This window comes from Telluribacter humicola (assembly GCF_017355935.1).
In the GTDB taxonomy this organism is placed as follows: Bacteria; Bacteroidota; Bacteroidia; order Cytophagales; family Spirosomataceae; genus Telluribacter; species Telluribacter humicola.
On sequence record NZ_JAFIQT010000002.1, the window covers coordinates 441,912 to 457,121 of the forward strand.

Here is a 15,210-nt window from a genome sequence, read left to right on the forward strand (position 1 = left end):
CGAATGAGATATTTCCCCTACCTCATTGGGTCGCCACTTTTACATTCCTGAACATGAATGGATTGTCGCTGATGCGCAGGGGCTTGCCGCTGGCGGTGGTCACATTTTTGAGTATGACTTCTTTGGTGATAACATACGGAAATTTCTCCTGATAAGACTCGTCAGTCATCTGAGGATTGAAATTCGCAAAGATAGCCGGGCCCTGGTAGTTCTCCGGGTGGTTGGAGTCATCAATTTTGAGGTTTTCAATGAGAATCTTCTCGGGCATATAGGCGGTATAGCCGAAATCATGCTGACTGGAATTGGAACCCCCGATCAGAGAAGCGCTGACGGGGCGGCCACCCGATGGTACAAAGGTACAGTTGCGGACTATGAATTCTCCCTGCCAGGTGCTACCGTAGTCGGAGCGCAGATTGATGAGGGTACCGCCGCGGATGGTACTATTCTCCACGAGAAAAGTCCCGCTGCCGATGGCATTGATGCCCATGTGTCCCAGCGTTGAATTGCGGATGGTAGCGTTGGCCACTCCCATGTGGGCATCGAACCGGGAAAAAGTACAGCGGTCGTACAGGATGTTCTTACAGAAACTGGATCCCAGAATGCCCCAATAGGTGCGGTCGTTGATGTCGTTGGTTTGGCGGCAGTCGATAAAAGATAAATTAAGGGCACGGGTGGCAGAGAGATCGTAGGTACCCATAGAAACGGGCTTTCCGGCCGCGCCAATGGTACTGTAAGTTTTGTGACCCGTTAGGACGGTATTCTTAACGGTTACGTTGGCGCAGTCCCGAAAACCAAGAAAGCCGCCGTAGGGTGCGCCATGGTCGCCTTCGCCCGTAATGCGGTGTTCGAGTCTGTCAATCAGGACATTGGAGCGCTTTACTGTGATATTGCGGCTATAATACGTATACTTCGATTCTGCCTTATTGGCAATCGTCATAAATTTCCCTCCTTTGATAGTCAGGGGCTTTTCGTCGATAGGGAGCGCACTGATCTCCGTAATCTGGTCAAAGTCCCAGATGATCGGTGCATCCATGTCCACCTTACCGTTTTTATCCACGATGAAAATATCCGTCTGCGATGCGCCATTGTTCTGGTTCAAGCCATACCGGATGTAGCGCTTCACGTTAGCGTCGGTGACTGTGATAAGACAGGGGCCGGGTAGGGTAGCGTCGATCCGTTCCTGATTCCGCTTCAGCGAATGGACTCCTTTCAGGGGAAACGATTGCAGGCTGGAACTGACCAGGAAAACGGGCGCGTTCCGATTCTCTACCTCGGTATCGTCGATAATAAGGGCCGCCGTGCCGAAATCGGTGTCCGTCTGGATCGCGGCGGTGCGTTCCTTTCCGCCGATGTAGTAGGTAGCGTCCTTGTCCGCTTTGACCGGCAACCCCTGCTGATTGGCATAGGCATGGGCCGCCGCGATAGCGTCGATGTCATCGATCTTGCCGTCACCCCGCGCACCAAAGTCACTGTACCTGACCCAGCCCCGTTTTTTGAAGGTTCGCGCATCTTTGGGAGAGACATTTACCCGTAGTACCCCATTGTTGTCGCTGCTTACCTCGGTTTTCTGATTAGTGGAGGTTATCACGACAGCGGACTGTTCCGATAGACTTGAGCCCTGCCCTTGGGCCATGGCTGCCTTCGCCCCCAGACAGAGCCATAAAAGGGTGCATTGCAGTAGGTACCCTAGTCTTGATGCGTTGACAAGTTCGAGCGATCGGTTCATAAGGTTGTATTCTTTAAGGGATAGTATTGATTGATATCAATACTATAAAGAATGGCCCGTATGAAATCTATCGGAATTCGATTGTATGGTAACGATTCGGCCTGAATGCATATACGAATTACAAAACGGTGGAATGGTCGGTATCCGTGATCTGTTTTTGTTTTACTTGTTTAGTACTTAAACTATTCATAAAGAAGCGTTAAACTATCAGGAACATATGGAAGGATTTACCACTAATGGTAGTAGCAGATTTTATTCCTACTGTCGTTGCGATAAAGTGGGTAACAGCGTATCCAGATAGTTCAATGTCATAGTAAATCCTCCCTGGAAGCCCATCTCAATCATCTTCTCCATACGTTCAAGGGACTCATTTTTGATAGTAATATTGACCCTCGTCGTTCCGTTTTGTTCGCTGAAATCCAGATTCCACTCAGAACCGGGTAGATCAGGCTTTGCATCTTTGTCTGCAAAAGCATTCAGCATTTTAAAATTAGTCTTCGGACTAATGGAAGTATACTCCTGAACGGACCAATGCTCCTGTCCCTCTGGCCCCACCATGGCATAAATTCTGCGTCCACCGACTACAAAATTCATGGATTTAGTTCTGGATTCCCATGGTTTGGGCGCCCACCATTGATCAAGAATTTCCTGTGTGGTAAAAGCATCCCAAACCAGCGAAAGGTCAGCGTCAAATTCCCTGTTAACAAATACGGTTCTGGTTGTTTTGTCAACGTTAAAATCAAAGAGCAGACTGTTTTTCATTTTTTCTGTTTTTTAATGGTTGATAATACATGGTCAAGTTGATTGAATCGGGTTTCCCAAAGCTCTCTGAACTGGTTTAGCCACCGATCTATCTCTTTCATTTTTTCAATTTCAAGCGAGTAGTAAATTTCTCTCCCTTTTTGTTCCTGTTTTACCAAGTCACATTCGGTAAGTATGCGGAGGTGCTTGGAAACAGCTTGTCGGGTCGTATTGAAATTATCAGCAATGGCGTTCGGTGTCATGGCCTGCATGGCAATCAGGGCGATGATGGCCCGCCTGGTCGGGTCGGCTATGGCCTGAAATATGTCTCGTCTCATGGTATATATAGCTATTGAGAAACCAATTGGTTGCTAATATATATGCAACTATTCGGTTTCGCAAATCTTTTTTCAGATTAGATAATAAATATCGGTCTGGGGATTGTGCAACGGGCGGACAGTATTAAGTACTACTACCATTCTGTTGGGTTCCAATGCTCCTTAGAGCGTGATAAGAAAATAAAAAACCCCGTGGCTACCACGGGGTTTTTTGTTGATAGTACTTACGCTACACCAGATCGGGTTTGTCATCTCCCAGGGGAGAGGGACGGTTGGGGTCCAGAGGACTACCGGGTGAGGTCCGGGTAGAAGGTGAATTACTTTCCGGAGGGGAGATAATTTTTGAACCGGCGGACGAAGACATGTTGTCCGCGTCACTTCTGAACCTCTTCACTATATCCTTGAAGTGTTCTCCGGCGGCTTCCCGGCCACCCAGTCCGTAACTCAGGGCCACCGCCACGGCAATAGCCCCCAGGGTCAGACCAAAGGCCAGTTCCACAATTTCGTTGGCGATACCCATGGTCTGGAGGGCAATGGCCGAGAACAATCCCAGCGAAGCCCACCGGGCCACCCCGGCTATAAACTGGTTGTCGCGGCCCTTGGTCATGGTGCTGTAGATGAGCAGCGATATATAGTTACCCACGCCCAGGATCACCAGCCCGAACAGGATCTGTCCGCTTATTTCCAGGACATCGCCCAGTACTTCGGAAAGCCTCATCAGGCCCAGGATTTCTACAGCCGTGATCACACCCACAAAGACCAGAAAGAAATACAGGATGTTAGCAATGAGCCGGGAAAGCGACTGGTTGGCCCCAATCATATTTTCAATTTGAATTTTTTCGGCGGCGCTGTCCAAACCAAGACCCCTCAGAAGATCGGCCAGGAAGTTGGCCATAAACTTCCCTCCCCAGATAAAAAGGAACACAACAATGCCGGCGACCAGGATATTGCCGATCATATCGAAAAAGGAAGCCAGCAGGTTATTGGCAGGGGCTGAAATTGCTTCCAGTTGCAGGGCATTGAGCGCCTGAATAATAAACGGAATAAGAATGACGATAAAGACAATGGATTTCAGGATACGCACCAGTCGGGCCGTGTCATGATAGCCGGTTTCCTGAGCCCATTTATCAATAAAGCTACCCGCCATTTCTACCAGATTCGAAACAAACTTGGCAAGCAGGTACCCTATAAAGCCAATCAGAATAGCCGCAATCAGGTTAGGAATGAACATCAGGAACTCATTCACCATATTTTGCAGGGGCACCAGCACCTGGTTGATACCCAGGATTTCCAGGGCAATCATGATCACAATGATCATGATGATATAGTAAACTATATTGCCCAGAAACTCATTAGTGTCTTTTATGGTCTCTCCCTTGAATACCCTTTCATCCCATCCTGTCTTAGTAAGTAGCTTGACTGTCAGGGCCTTTAAGCCTTTGGCGATTAGCCAGCCCACCAGTAAAACGATGATGGCGCCTAACAATCCGGGCAGGAAATCTGCGATTCGGTTTCCAAGAATTTCAAATTGTCTTTCCATAGTATGTATAAATTGTGGTTAAAAATTGATTAGCCAAATTTGTAAGATACCATTAGAAGAGGGTTTGGTAGATTTCCCGGGAAGTGGAGGGATCTGTCCCGGTGCCGGACAGAAATAGGATAGGGTCGAGCTAATATATAAAATTTTTTATATAGTAAGCCTGGTTTTCGAAAAAAATCCGATTTGAACAAATTCAATTTACTCCAGAAAGCTACTGCCCATAAGTCAGGAAAGTACTTTATGATTGCTCATTGTTTTTATATAGTACCTTCATCATGTTGTTATACGAAGATTGTTGGCTAGCCAGATGAGAAAAAAAAGCATTGTCTGTCTGCTCAACCACTTTCAGTGCCATTTGTAGGATACTATTTCCTTCTCTGGTGAGCGATACGGATTTCGCTCTTGTGTCGGTAGAGTGTTCTTGTCTGTGTACAAAGTTTTTGTCCTGCAGGTTGGCAATTACTTTCGAGACCATCATGCGGTCGGTATTGCTGTGGTTCGAGATATCCACCTGCGTCACTTCTGATTTGTCTTTAATTAGCCAGCCCAGGGTTGCCAGAATTACGAATTGTGTATGCGTTAGATCCAATTCGCTTAAAGCACGATTCATTTGACGTTGCCAAAGCATAGTGACTTGCCAAAGCAGATACCCCGAGCTCTCTTCCGGACTCTGAAAGTGGAATTCAGGTGGGTTAGTCATGGCAGGTTACAAGCATTTGTGACGAAATCAGGTCAAAGTCGTGCTGGTTGATCTCAAAGAAGCCAAACCGGAATGCGTAGCCCCAGTTTTTCTTATTCCGGATGAACTCTAAATCATTGATGAGGGGTAGAATTGAAATGTCCTCACTTTCCAGAAAATCTACTTTTCGCCTGGATGGGCAAAATTCAGCCGTCATCTGAAAGGCGTACACGTCATCATCCGCAATGGTACCTATAGCCGTAAACTCCTGGCATTTCTCGGGCTTACCCAACTGTTGCTTTCCAGAATAGAAAAGCCAGGGGAGAAAATAGATATTACGCTACAACAAAAACTCGTCAATTCCCAGTAGTAAGCTACGGTTTATTCCCCGGTCGCTACTTTGTTAAGTAGCTTATGAAAAAATCCCGGTGCAATGCGGGAGGCCCCTTTCAGTGCCTTCGCCCGGCCGACGATTGTTTCGTACTGATTATTTTGTAACGCTTTTAACGTTGCATCCGCCACTTCCGAGGCAGGTATACCGCGCTGCGCCTGCGTGCGGGCCTTGGCTTCCCGATGAAGATCTGTTTTTACAATGGGAGGAGCAATTTCAAAGACACGAACGTTGGTTTTGGCCAACTGGGAGCGCAACGAAATAGAGAAAGAATGGAGAGCCGCTTTGGTGGCACAGTAAACGGGTACTATTTTCAGCGGGATAAATGCCAGGCCGGACGTTACATTAAGGATGGCACATTCAGTCTTCTGAGTAAGAAAATGGGGGATAAACAGAGCGCACAAATGAATACTGGCCGTCAGATTGGTTTCGATTTCACTTTCTTCATCATCCAGCTCGGCCGCGCCGGTCAGAAAATCAATCTCTCTTTGAATACCCGCGTTGTTAACGAGCATGTTGATGTGGGGAAACTCGGATATAGCCCACTGGTACAGCTCCTGACGTTCTGCTTTTTTGGCAACATCACAGACGCGGGTATGAAGCTGCGGAAGTTTCTGTTTTGCTTCGGACAATTTGCTTTCGCTCCTACCGCAGATGAGTACCTCATTGCCGGCCTTTACAAATACCTCAGCCATTGCCAGTCCAATTCCTGAGCTGCCTCCGGTAATCAAGATGGTATTCTTAGTAGTTTGCATAGCTGGTTGATGTGATTAGTTTGTCCCAAAGCTGACTAATAGCAAAGCCTTACTTCTTGGGTAAGTTGTTCTTTTTTTGATGGCTAAGTAGCCAGTCAAATAGGGTATTATCTGCGTACAGGTACTGGATACCATGCCCTACATCTTCCAATCGGGTAAATTTGACATTTCCCCGGTGGGATTCCAACTTGGTGACTACCCTTTCTGTTTCATCAATGGGAATTATAGTATCGGCGGTGCCATGAAAGGTCCAGACAGGAAGCTGCTTTAATCGGCTGATGTTAGCCGTATCACCATCATTGACGCCGCCACATAAGGGAGCGATGGCCGCAAACTTTTCGGGATAGTCCATGGCGACCTGCCAGGTACCATATCCCCCGATGCTGATACCCGTAACATATATCCTGGTAGTATCAATCCGGTAGTTGGTGGTTAGGTTTAGGTACAGGGAATCAAACCAGTTTTCGGTGGTCCAGTATTTGTTGCCCGGGCACTGGGGGGAGGCAACAATAAAAGGATACTGTTGTCCCTGCTCTATATAGTGGGGGATTCCGTAGCTCTTTAACTTATTTAAGTCTTTACCCATTTGTGAGCTACCGCCCAGGTAAATAACCAGGGGAAACTGCTCCTGACTGGTTGAATACTCCTCAGGTAGATAGAGCAGGTACGGGTAATTGGCTTTGGGCTTGGGCCGGGTTTGAGCAAGGGACTTCGTAGCAGGAGCCAGAAGAAAAATTAATAGGGTGACCAGAACAGAGCTTGTTAAAGAAGGGTAGTGTTTCATTCAGATTTTCTCTTTTCTAAACTGTTTTGACCATTTTGATCTGTTACTCGCAAAGACTACTCCCCCTGCGATCATTAGTATTACAAAGGCCAATCCGACCATTCCAAAAAAGGGAGTCTGGGGTACCCTGGTTAACACTTCGGCCGCGAAGGCTGAATACAAGCCGATCACCGACCAGTACATAAATGAAAAATGCCGGTACTGCCATTTGCCGACCGGTTTTTTAAGCCAGATAGGTACCATGCCCAATGCCATGGTGATCAGGATCGCGACGGTGGTATAATGAAATACGCCCCAGCCATTATACAGCCGATAGATCATAAAGGCAGTCAGGATCAGTACCCCCATACTTACTACGTACCCGTATCCAACTTGCCGGTGCTGCCTGGTTCCTTTTCTCATAACAAGTACCAGGGTACCCGTTACCAAAGCAAGTAGGGAGGCAATCAGGTGAATCAACCCGTAAGTGTCTCCGTATACATAATCCATTGGTTATTCTTTTAGGCGTACTAACGGTTTGGGTAAGCAGGGGTCAATTGTACTAACTGACTATATGACCACACTATATAGGGATTTCTGCCAAGACTGCAACGGTATTCTGGATCTGGTACGCAGGAAGGTACACCTGTGAGCCGGAATAGGCGAACCGCCCGCCTGACGCCCAACTCATAAATATACTAAAATCCTCCATGCATAAAACACAGATTGGTAACATAGGGAGCGACGGAGTGCGAGGAAAAAATACCTAACTTACCCCCGCTTTAACCATCCTCAACCATTAACCACCCATTTGTACCTACGCATGAGAGTACTGATTTTACTTTCCCTGTTGGCTTTCACGGCTGGCTGCAACCAAACCCAAAAGAAAAAAGAGGCTTCAGAAAATGGAGGCTTCGTAAACGACACGATTCCCCATGAGCGGACCAACGTCAATCCTGAGCCAGTAGCCACCTACTCCGCGCCCGTCCCTGACCCTGATAAGCTGAATGATTTTAAATTCACAGTGAAGCTATACGAAACACCGCTGCGTTTCCGCTACCGGGTGGATGTGACCTACAAAATGATGGAAGTGCAGGATAGCATCGATATACCCAACTTCGGCTACCAGCCCAAAGTAGACGTGCGGAAGCATGAGAATGCGCTCTCCAGCATGATCGGGTTCTTCGACGCCAAGGGCGAGTTCATGGATCTGAAAAAAGTAGAGATTGTAGACAACCAGCTCAAAATAAAGCAGGTTAAGCATTACGGTTTACGGGCCGTCAGAAAGAAATAGTGCCTCGTCACCGTGGTCTGTGTCCCCACAGACTACGGTAAATCCCTTGTTGTTTATGATTTGGACTGGCGCCTGGGCCTGATACACCTACTGCCGCAGTAGACCGCAACCTATCACTGGTATCTGATCCCGAGGTTGTTCGTTTTTAATAGTACCAGCAATACAATCATTAGTAGCGTGCCAATCAGGGCAACGATATTGACGAAGTTTTGTGCCCTGGTACTATCCTGTATTACTCTTTTAATGGCTTGAAACAGGAACCAGCCCAATACTCCGCCGGTGGTATTGGTAAGTATATCAGTAACATCAAAAGCGCCAATCTTAAGGATATACTGCAGGCTCTCGATCAGCAGGGTGAGTGCCAGGATCAGAAATAATACTTTGTTTGCACTCCATCGTTTGAATATAACGCCTGCATAGATGCCGAACGGCACAAAGACTACTACGTTCAGGATTAGCTCACTCCAGTCGATTCGGCCTTGCGAAAGTGACGGGCCTCCAAAAGGAATCAGGTTCACGCTCCGGGTTTTCATGTAATCGAACTGTACCCCAAGTTTGAATAGTAGTATCCACACCAGAGCCGCTAGATAAATGATGAATAACCCATAGGTTAGGACATCGCCCGGGTGACCTGCTCCCAGTTTTTTCTTTCTGTATTCTTTCTCTTGCATATAGCATTGAGCGTAGTCGGCGATAGCATTGGCAGATGAGGTACTTTGTGGTAAAGTGGCTGGTCAAAAATACCAGGTACTGCAGACAACTAGTGGAACCAGCGGGCCTAGTAGTGAGTATGGTTCACAACGCTGTTTTTCAGATACATTTTGTCCTTTTTGCGGTCCCGGTTGGTGTAGGTAGCTGTGGCACTGCCGTATACCCGCAGCAGGCCGTTGCTTAGGGTGATCACCTCTTCCGCACCTTGGCCCATAAAATCAAACTGATGAAAGACCGGGTCTGGAAAATAAAGCTCTCCCTTGCCTCTGTCATTGATGCGGAACTTGTACCAGAATAGTTCCTCCTTCCCATCACCCCGCCAGTCGCCTTTCACAAAGTCCGGGTTGCCGTTGAGGGGCTGGCCGGGCCACTTGCCCAGGGCGTTACCCTTGTTGTCGAACCAGTAGAGCTGGCTGGACAGGTACGGCTCGCCGATCTGACGGTTGCCATAGACTCTGCCCCCGGCTACTACCTGCGGGCCGGGCGTACCTTTCAGAAAATTACCTACCTGTATTTGCTGGGTATGCTCGGCTACCTGCTGCCAGATAATTTTTCCTGTCATGGCTTCGTAGATGAAAATGCCGACTTCACTGTTGGCGGTCACGATATCCAGTTTACCATCCCCGTTCACATCGCCGAACTTGTAGCTGTCGGCGTGGTCGTGGTTGTCGGGCAGCAAGTCAAAGCGGTTCCATATTTCTTTGCCGTTGGCATCGAGCAGCAACGACCCCACCAGTATTTCATCCACCCCGTCCTCATTCAGATCCACCGGATAGATGTAGTGCCCGAGGTTATCTTTCTTCCGCTGTTCGGTGTGCTGCCACAGTTGCTTCAGGTCCGCATCGTACGCGCTGACCGTCATGGTGCCGCCGTAGTCGGTAAATACGGCCAGTTCGTTGGGCGCGTCCCCACTCAGCTTCGCCACGGCCAGGCGAAAGTTGTTGTAGACGTGCGGCAGAGGCCCGGTAGGCCAACCGGTTTGCTTTTTTACGCGGCCCGTTTCCCCATCCGCCATCACCAGCCATTCTTTTCCCTCCTCCATGCGCCAGTGCACCACTTCGGCCCGTCCATCGCCATCAAAATCCCACAAAAGGCCCGGTGCTTCAAACTCCGACCGCTCCTTCTTGTATTCCTCCGGCGCTTTCCACTGCCAGAGTTCCCGGCCGCTATGGTCAAAAAGGCGCGCCGAAAAATCGGGCTCCAGCACCAGGAAGTCAGTTTGCCCGTCCCCGTTTACATCCCCAAATTTCACCGCATTGGAGCGGGGGATCTGGTACTCCTTCAGCAACTTTACGTCTCCATGTAATTGCAGCGCCAACACGCTTTCTTCGTTCAGACTGGGCGACTTGCTCAACACCAGTACATCGAAAACCGCACCCGGCTGGATGCGGGTAATCTTTACGTAATTCAGTCCTTTGTGCAGCTGAAAGCGCCCCCCTTCCTTCCAGCCCCACAGGGCATTCCCAAATTGGGCATCTGTTACCTTATCGTTGACGGCCACTTTGAAACTACCCTTGTCGCCTCCACTCCGTACAAAAAGATGATAGGTGCCTTCCTCGGCCACGCTCACCTGCGTCATCAGGTTCGTAGCCGAATTGAGCCGGATGCCGGTGTTATTAAACAGCCAGGGCACCCGCTGTTCGGCCGCCGTTGTAATCACGTTCCCTTTGGGTACTTCGTCCAAAAATGAAGAAGCCGGAACCGGCAACAGGACTTGGGCTTTGGCTTGGGTTATAAGGAAGAATAATAAGAATAAAGAAATGGGGTGTTTCATAATTTAAATGCAGGTCGTTCTGGAAAGGATAATTGAGTGGCGTCTACCCGCAGCAGTAAATAATTACATTTCAACCATCAGGGATGGCCAAAATGCTGGGTTTATGCAGTAAACTATATCAGAATTCTTTCTATTTATGAACCCACTTAAAATTTGCATATTATAATTAAAGTGATAAATATATTTAGTTTCACCCTGGTTAATTTTGATGCCTAAAAATCCATACCATAACAGTAGATCTATTATTTCTTGCGTGTTGCCGGAATCAAAATCACTTACTATCTTTAATAAAGTTTTACTTGATATCTCGGATTTGCAAGCAATAAAGTTATAAAGTATATTTTCAGTTTCTGGACGAATGTCCTGTAATTCATAACTAATATCTGTTAATATATCAGTTGAAAAAAAGGATAATCCTTTTTTAATATCCTCTTTTTCAATTCTTTTGTGATTTAAGTTAATAGCATAACTTTTGCACTGATTAATTAGGTTGATTAGAAAACGAGGCCTATATAGGGATCTTTCTATTAGATATTGCGAGGTTTCTTCTCCATCTATATGGGGTATACATATTTTTCTCCATAAATTATCAAAGCTTGTATCTTCGTCAGTATCTATGCTTGCTAAAATTCTTAATTTAACAAGCTCTCTTAATAAATCAGCATCCATCCAATCAAGTAGAACCTTGGATTCTTTTTGCCTGTCAGAGGTTCCTTTAACTAAAAGCTCATAAACGTCGTTTCGTAAAAAAATTATTGGAAATACTTCTATCCTAGACCTTAGAAACTGCCTTTGTATCTTTCTGGAAGCATCAATAAGATTTCTAATGATTGTTAAGTCATCATTTTTTAGCCCAGTAGAGGGCCAGCCTTTATCGATATTATCAAAGAGTAACCAAACCTTTTCTTTATGTATTAAATATTGAGCTAGGTTTTCTCTAAGGATATTTATATCATTTTTGTATAAAAGATCTGTAAGTTCATGTGTTTTTAATCGATTTTTTGAGTTTTCGCCATATTTTTCAGAAAAGTTTGTGGTGAAACGTTGCATTAAGAATGATAATCTTTCAGAAAAATCACCTTCGCTTGTATACTTCTCATTTTTGTACAATTCTTCAAGCCTTAAATATGGTTCGTACAAATCAGGGTTAGCCATATGTAATTTTTTGTCTTTTTCAAGTATCTTATAACATATTTCAAGCAGAAGCAAATATTCCCAAAAGGCAGAAATTGTATGTTCATAAGTTCCTTCTTCTAGATAGTCATGTATAACCTCCTTAAATTTTATTAGTTTATATCCTTCTGGTTTTAAATCTAGAACAACATTTTTTGAAGAACTTCTTTCTTTATCTCTGATTTGTAAGAAGAGAGCAGACTTTCCAGAGCCCTTTCTACCAACAACTAATTGATTCTCGCCTCTTCTTGATCTAAGATATGCGTCCGTTTTTAGATAATATGACTCCAAAGTACGCATCTCGTTTTCCGCGGCAGATGCTCCCAAATCTAATTTCTGTAAATAAGAATAGTTATTCTCATCAGTCTCAATCGTAGATGTTTGGAGTGCTTCAACAACTTCCTCTGCAAAAGATGCTAAATGAATATTTATCTCATCTATATTATAATAAATATTTACAAAATCTCGGAAATCTAGCGGAATCGGAGAGTCTCCATATTGTAATATACATATTTTTTTATTCATGCCGGTGGCTAATCCAGCTATAAAAGAGGCTCTTATATTATGAATTAAATAGTTTGTGGTTTCCTTTCCAAGAATTGAAACTACAACACCATAGGATTGGGCCACTTGTGCAATTGCATCGTGAGCAGATAGTCGTGGTGATTCATTTGGGTCAAAAGTCCTAAATAGTAGCCTAGCCTTTTTTATTCTTGAAGTAATTCTACTTGACTCGTCTGTTTTATTCTTTGTCTCTAATAAATAGACAGGGGCTTTATTATTTAAATGAATAACTTCAAATTTCTGTTTTTGTGAATTGTTATTTTTTAAGAAGGAAGATAGTTTATTAGTGTTTTCATATTAAAGAAAGCCAATAGTGTCAAATATTCCTACCTCTTTTATTGATAAATTAGAGTCGTTTATAGATTTATTTTTAGTTAGTATTACTGTTTTCTGTTTTCCAATAGCATATCCTATCTCGAATGTAACATTTTCGTTAAGAGTAGATATATCGGCAATAAAGATGGAGTTCAAATCAATGCTCTCTAAAACCTTATCTCTTATGAAGTTACCCGTAATATTTAGTTCTTTCCATGAAGCTATATTAATGTCTAGCTTTTTTAACTCTTCAATCGTTGCTTCTATTGTGGCTCCAACAGAACTAGGATGGTTTGGGTATGCGTAAAACATAATTCAATATGATTTTAGGTTAACTCTTTATGATTTGCAAATAATTTTAATTTTTTTCAAAAATAACAAACCTTAATGCAGAAGCTTATCTACCGGTACTCCTTTGACACCTTCCGGTACCCCTCCGCATTGGGATGCAGTCCATCCGTGAAGAGTGATTCATCAATGGTACCATCCGGCTTTACCAGTACCTTTCCAGCATCCAGATACTTTACGCCCATCTCCTGTGTTAGCGCCGCCAGTTTCAGGTTCAGCTCCCGCACCCGTTTTTCCTCCTTACGACGTGGGTATACGCCTACCATCGTCAAGGTAGCGGCGGGCTGCCGTACTTTAATTGCCTCGATGAGCTGGCGCCAGCCGGTCAGAATTTCTTCGTCGGTGTTGAGGTGGAAGTTGTTGGTACCGATCATGACGTAGATCTTCTGGGCCCCATAGCCATCCAGTTCGCCGTGGTACACGCGCCAGAGCACGTTCTCAATGCGGTCCCAGCCGTAGCCGAGGTTGTGTGCCCCCATGGGGTCGAATACCGCCTTCCAGGAGTCAGCACCGGTAGCGCGGGGGCCCTGGGGCAGGCCGCCCCAGAAGTGGGTGATGGAGTTACCGATGAGGAGTACTTTGGGCGGGTTGGTCTTATTCATTTGGAGTATTTCGCGGTGGCGGGCGTCCCAGTCGTAGTTGCCGGGTTCGCGCATCTGTATTACGGGGCGGGTGGTACTGATGGTACCTACGGGTTCTTTCAGGATCTCACGGATTTTTCTCTCGTAGCCCTGGGCGTAACGCATCATGCCCAGGTCGTTGGGGTGGGTGCCGTCCACCATGGTTTCGATGTCCTGTTCCAGGTCCTGCTTAGGGAGCAGGTACAGCTCCTTTATACCTTCGGTCTGTAGCTGGGCGAAGGCCGCCCGCAGTACCTCGTTTACTTCGGAGTAGTTTTGGCGGCTCCTGGCGTTGATGGCCTCGTCGGTATAGCCGGCATGTTCGACCAGCAGGATCGGCGTAGTGGCCTGCTTCTGCCGAAGCGTCCTCACCGCGTTTAGGATGCGGGTTTTGACTTCATCTAGCGAGAAGTACTCGCGGTTGACCAGGTTGGGCAGGCAGTCCAGCACGTACAGTTTGGCCTCTATTTCGGTAAGCATACTAAGTACTTCTTTTTCCAGCTGCCCGTTGCCCGAAAAGCCCAGGTTAATGAGCGGGTGGTCCAGCTTGCGGGAGAGGATGCCCGTCCAGGCCATGCCGGGGCGGCTGGCGCAGGCGCCCTGGGCGATGGAGGTACCGTATACGACGATGGGTTTGTCCGAGCGGGCGGGCAGGGAGGAAAACAAAGTACCCTCAGGAGTACCTATCTCCATCCATTTTACGCTGTTGTACAGGGGCAGGTACAGGCGGTACTCGCGGCCCAGCTTGTGGTAGGCATCGTTGGGTTCAATATTCCGGTAGTGGTACTCGATGGTGTCGCCAAAGGCGAATCTGGCCGAGCACCAGCGCCAGTCGCCGTCGCTCGAGATGGCGTAGAGGTCTACCCCGCTGGCTCCGGTAGCGGGCATGTGGGGCAGGGCGTGTTTGCCTTCGACTACGTAGCGTACCTTTATTTCAGGAGCATTGGAGCGGAAGCGTAGCATCAGGCCCGCCGACTGCCGCGACAGGTTCCATACCACCGGGCGTACTTTGCCCTCGGCCCGGGCCGGTAGGCGATCATACCGGTTCTTGACTTCCTGCGGCCACGCCTGGCCTTCCAGTACCGGAGTCGAAGCGGTAGCGGGGTTCCACCAGGTAAAGGTACTTTGCGCCTGTACGGCGGTGGTAAGGGTTAGTAGTAGTAGTAGGGTAGTGGTGGTGATGCGGAGCATAAAGGGTTAAGGGTATTGCTTTTTGACTTGGTGTATAAAGGTAGTCGCTAGATTTAATTTGATTGGTAATGCCTTACGTCTTGTTTTCGATTTTGGTGGGCTATTCAGGGCCATGCAATCGATTGGCTTTATTCAACTTCTCTGGGTATTACTATCGCTTGCCCTCCTCCGCCGGGCGGGCGGCGCTCTCCCCACGCCTCTGTACCCTGCGGGCCTGCGCAAAACCAACCGCACATAGGCCCACAGGCTCAGGGCGGCTTAGGGGAGAGCTGAGAAACTTGGCAGAG

The 15,210-nt window shown here is 46.9% G+C and carries 15 protein-coding genes; 1 reads left to right on the top strand and 14 read right to left on the bottom strand.

The features are described from left to right. Positions 1-22: 22 nt before the first annotated feature. From JUB14_RS12880 to JUB14_RS12920, 9 genes are all read right to left on the bottom strand, one after another. A complete protein-coding gene (locus JUB14_RS12880; protein ID WP_207507186.1) occupies positions 23-1,633 on the bottom strand; it encodes a hypothetical protein in 1,611 nt (536 codons plus the stop codon). Between the two features lie 351 nt (positions 1,634-1,984). Then, positions 1,985-2,488: an SRPBCC family protein gene (locus tag JUB14_RS12885; RefSeq protein ID WP_207506565.1), complete on the bottom strand. Its 504-nt coding sequence runs from the start codon at positions 2,486-2,488 to the stop codon at positions 1,985-1,987. Then, on the bottom strand, positions 2,485-2,805 hold the full coding sequence (locus JUB14_RS12890) for an ArsR/SmtB family transcription factor (RefSeq protein WP_207506567.1): 321 nt from the start codon (positions 2,803-2,805) through the stop codon (positions 2,485-2,487). Before JUB14_RS12890 ends, JUB14_RS12885 begins: the two co-directional genes overlap by 4 nt. Before the next feature lie 229 nt (positions 2,806-3,034). Then, positions 3,035-4,345: a mechanosensitive ion channel gene (locus JUB14_RS12895; RefSeq protein WP_207506569.1), complete on the bottom strand. Its 1,311-nt coding sequence runs from the start codon at positions 4,343-4,345 to the stop codon at positions 3,035-3,037. Between the two features lie 238 nt (positions 4,346-4,583). Continuing rightward, entirely contained in the window at positions 4,584-5,045 is a 462-nt protein-coding gene (locus JUB14_RS12900) for a MarR family winged helix-turn-helix transcriptional regulator (protein ID WP_207506571.1), read from the bottom strand. Then, complete coding sequence (locus JUB14_RS12905) at positions 5,038-5,358, bottom strand: EVE domain-containing protein (RefSeq protein WP_310586149.1); 321 nt, start codon at positions 5,356-5,358, stop codon at positions 5,038-5,040. Before JUB14_RS12905 ends, JUB14_RS12900 begins: the two co-directional genes overlap by 8 nt. Positions 5,359-5,405: 47 nt before the next feature. Continuing rightward, positions 5,406-6,170: an SDR family oxidoreductase gene (locus tag JUB14_RS12910; RefSeq protein WP_207506582.1), complete on the bottom strand. Its 765-nt coding sequence runs from the start codon at positions 6,168-6,170 to the stop codon at positions 5,406-5,408. A gap of 49 nt (positions 6,171-6,219) precedes the next feature. Beyond that, positions 6,220-6,954 (bottom strand): carboxylesterase family protein, encoded by a 735-nt coding sequence (locus JUB14_RS12915; protein WP_207506584.1) that lies wholly within the window; start codon positions 6,952-6,954, stop codon positions 6,220-6,222. Beyond that, the gene (locus JUB14_RS12920; RefSeq protein WP_207506587.1) at positions 6,955-7,443 is read right to left on the bottom strand and encodes a DUF2306 domain-containing protein; all 489 of its coding nucleotides are present in this window, start codon (positions 7,441-7,443) and stop codon (positions 6,955-6,957) included. It lies immediately after the preceding gene. Between the two features lie 313 nt (positions 7,444-7,756). Here JUB14_RS12920 and JUB14_RS12925 point away from each other — a divergent pair, with 313 nt between their 5' ends. After that, positions 7,757-8,227: a hypothetical protein gene (locus JUB14_RS12925; protein WP_207506589.1), complete on the top strand. Its 471-nt coding sequence runs from the start codon at positions 7,757-7,759 to the stop codon at positions 8,225-8,227. A gap of 113 nt (positions 8,228-8,340) precedes the next feature. Here JUB14_RS12925 and JUB14_RS12930 read toward each other — a convergent pair whose 3' ends face one another. From JUB14_RS12930 to JUB14_RS12950, 5 genes are all read right to left on the bottom strand, one after another. Continuing rightward, a complete protein-coding gene (locus JUB14_RS12930; RefSeq protein WP_207506591.1) occupies positions 8,341-8,898 on the bottom strand; it encodes a VanZ family protein in 558 nt (185 codons plus the stop codon). Between the two features lie 107 nt (positions 8,899-9,005). Continuing rightward, positions 9,006-10,712, bottom strand: coding sequence for a rhamnogalacturonan lyase family protein (locus JUB14_RS12935; protein ID WP_207506593.1), 1,707 nt, complete (start codon positions 10,710-10,712; stop codon positions 9,006-9,008). Between the two features lie 63 nt (positions 10,713-10,775). Continuing rightward, complete coding sequence (locus JUB14_RS12940) at positions 10,776-12,515, bottom strand: P-loop ATPase, Sll1717 family (protein ID WP_207506594.1); 1,740 nt, start codon at positions 12,513-12,515, stop codon at positions 10,776-10,778. A gap of 231 nt (positions 12,516-12,746) precedes the next feature. Continuing rightward, a complete protein-coding gene (locus JUB14_RS12945) occupies positions 12,747-13,076 on the bottom strand; it encodes a hypothetical protein (RefSeq protein WP_207506595.1) in 330 nt (109 codons plus the stop codon). An 89-nt stretch (positions 13,077-13,165) separates the two neighbouring features. After that, the gene (locus JUB14_RS12950; RefSeq protein ID WP_207506596.1) at positions 13,166-14,923 is read right to left on the bottom strand and encodes an SGNH/GDSL hydrolase family protein; all 1,758 of its coding nucleotides are present in this window, start codon (positions 14,921-14,923) and stop codon (positions 13,166-13,168) included. Positions 14,924-15,210 lie beyond the last annotated feature (287 nt).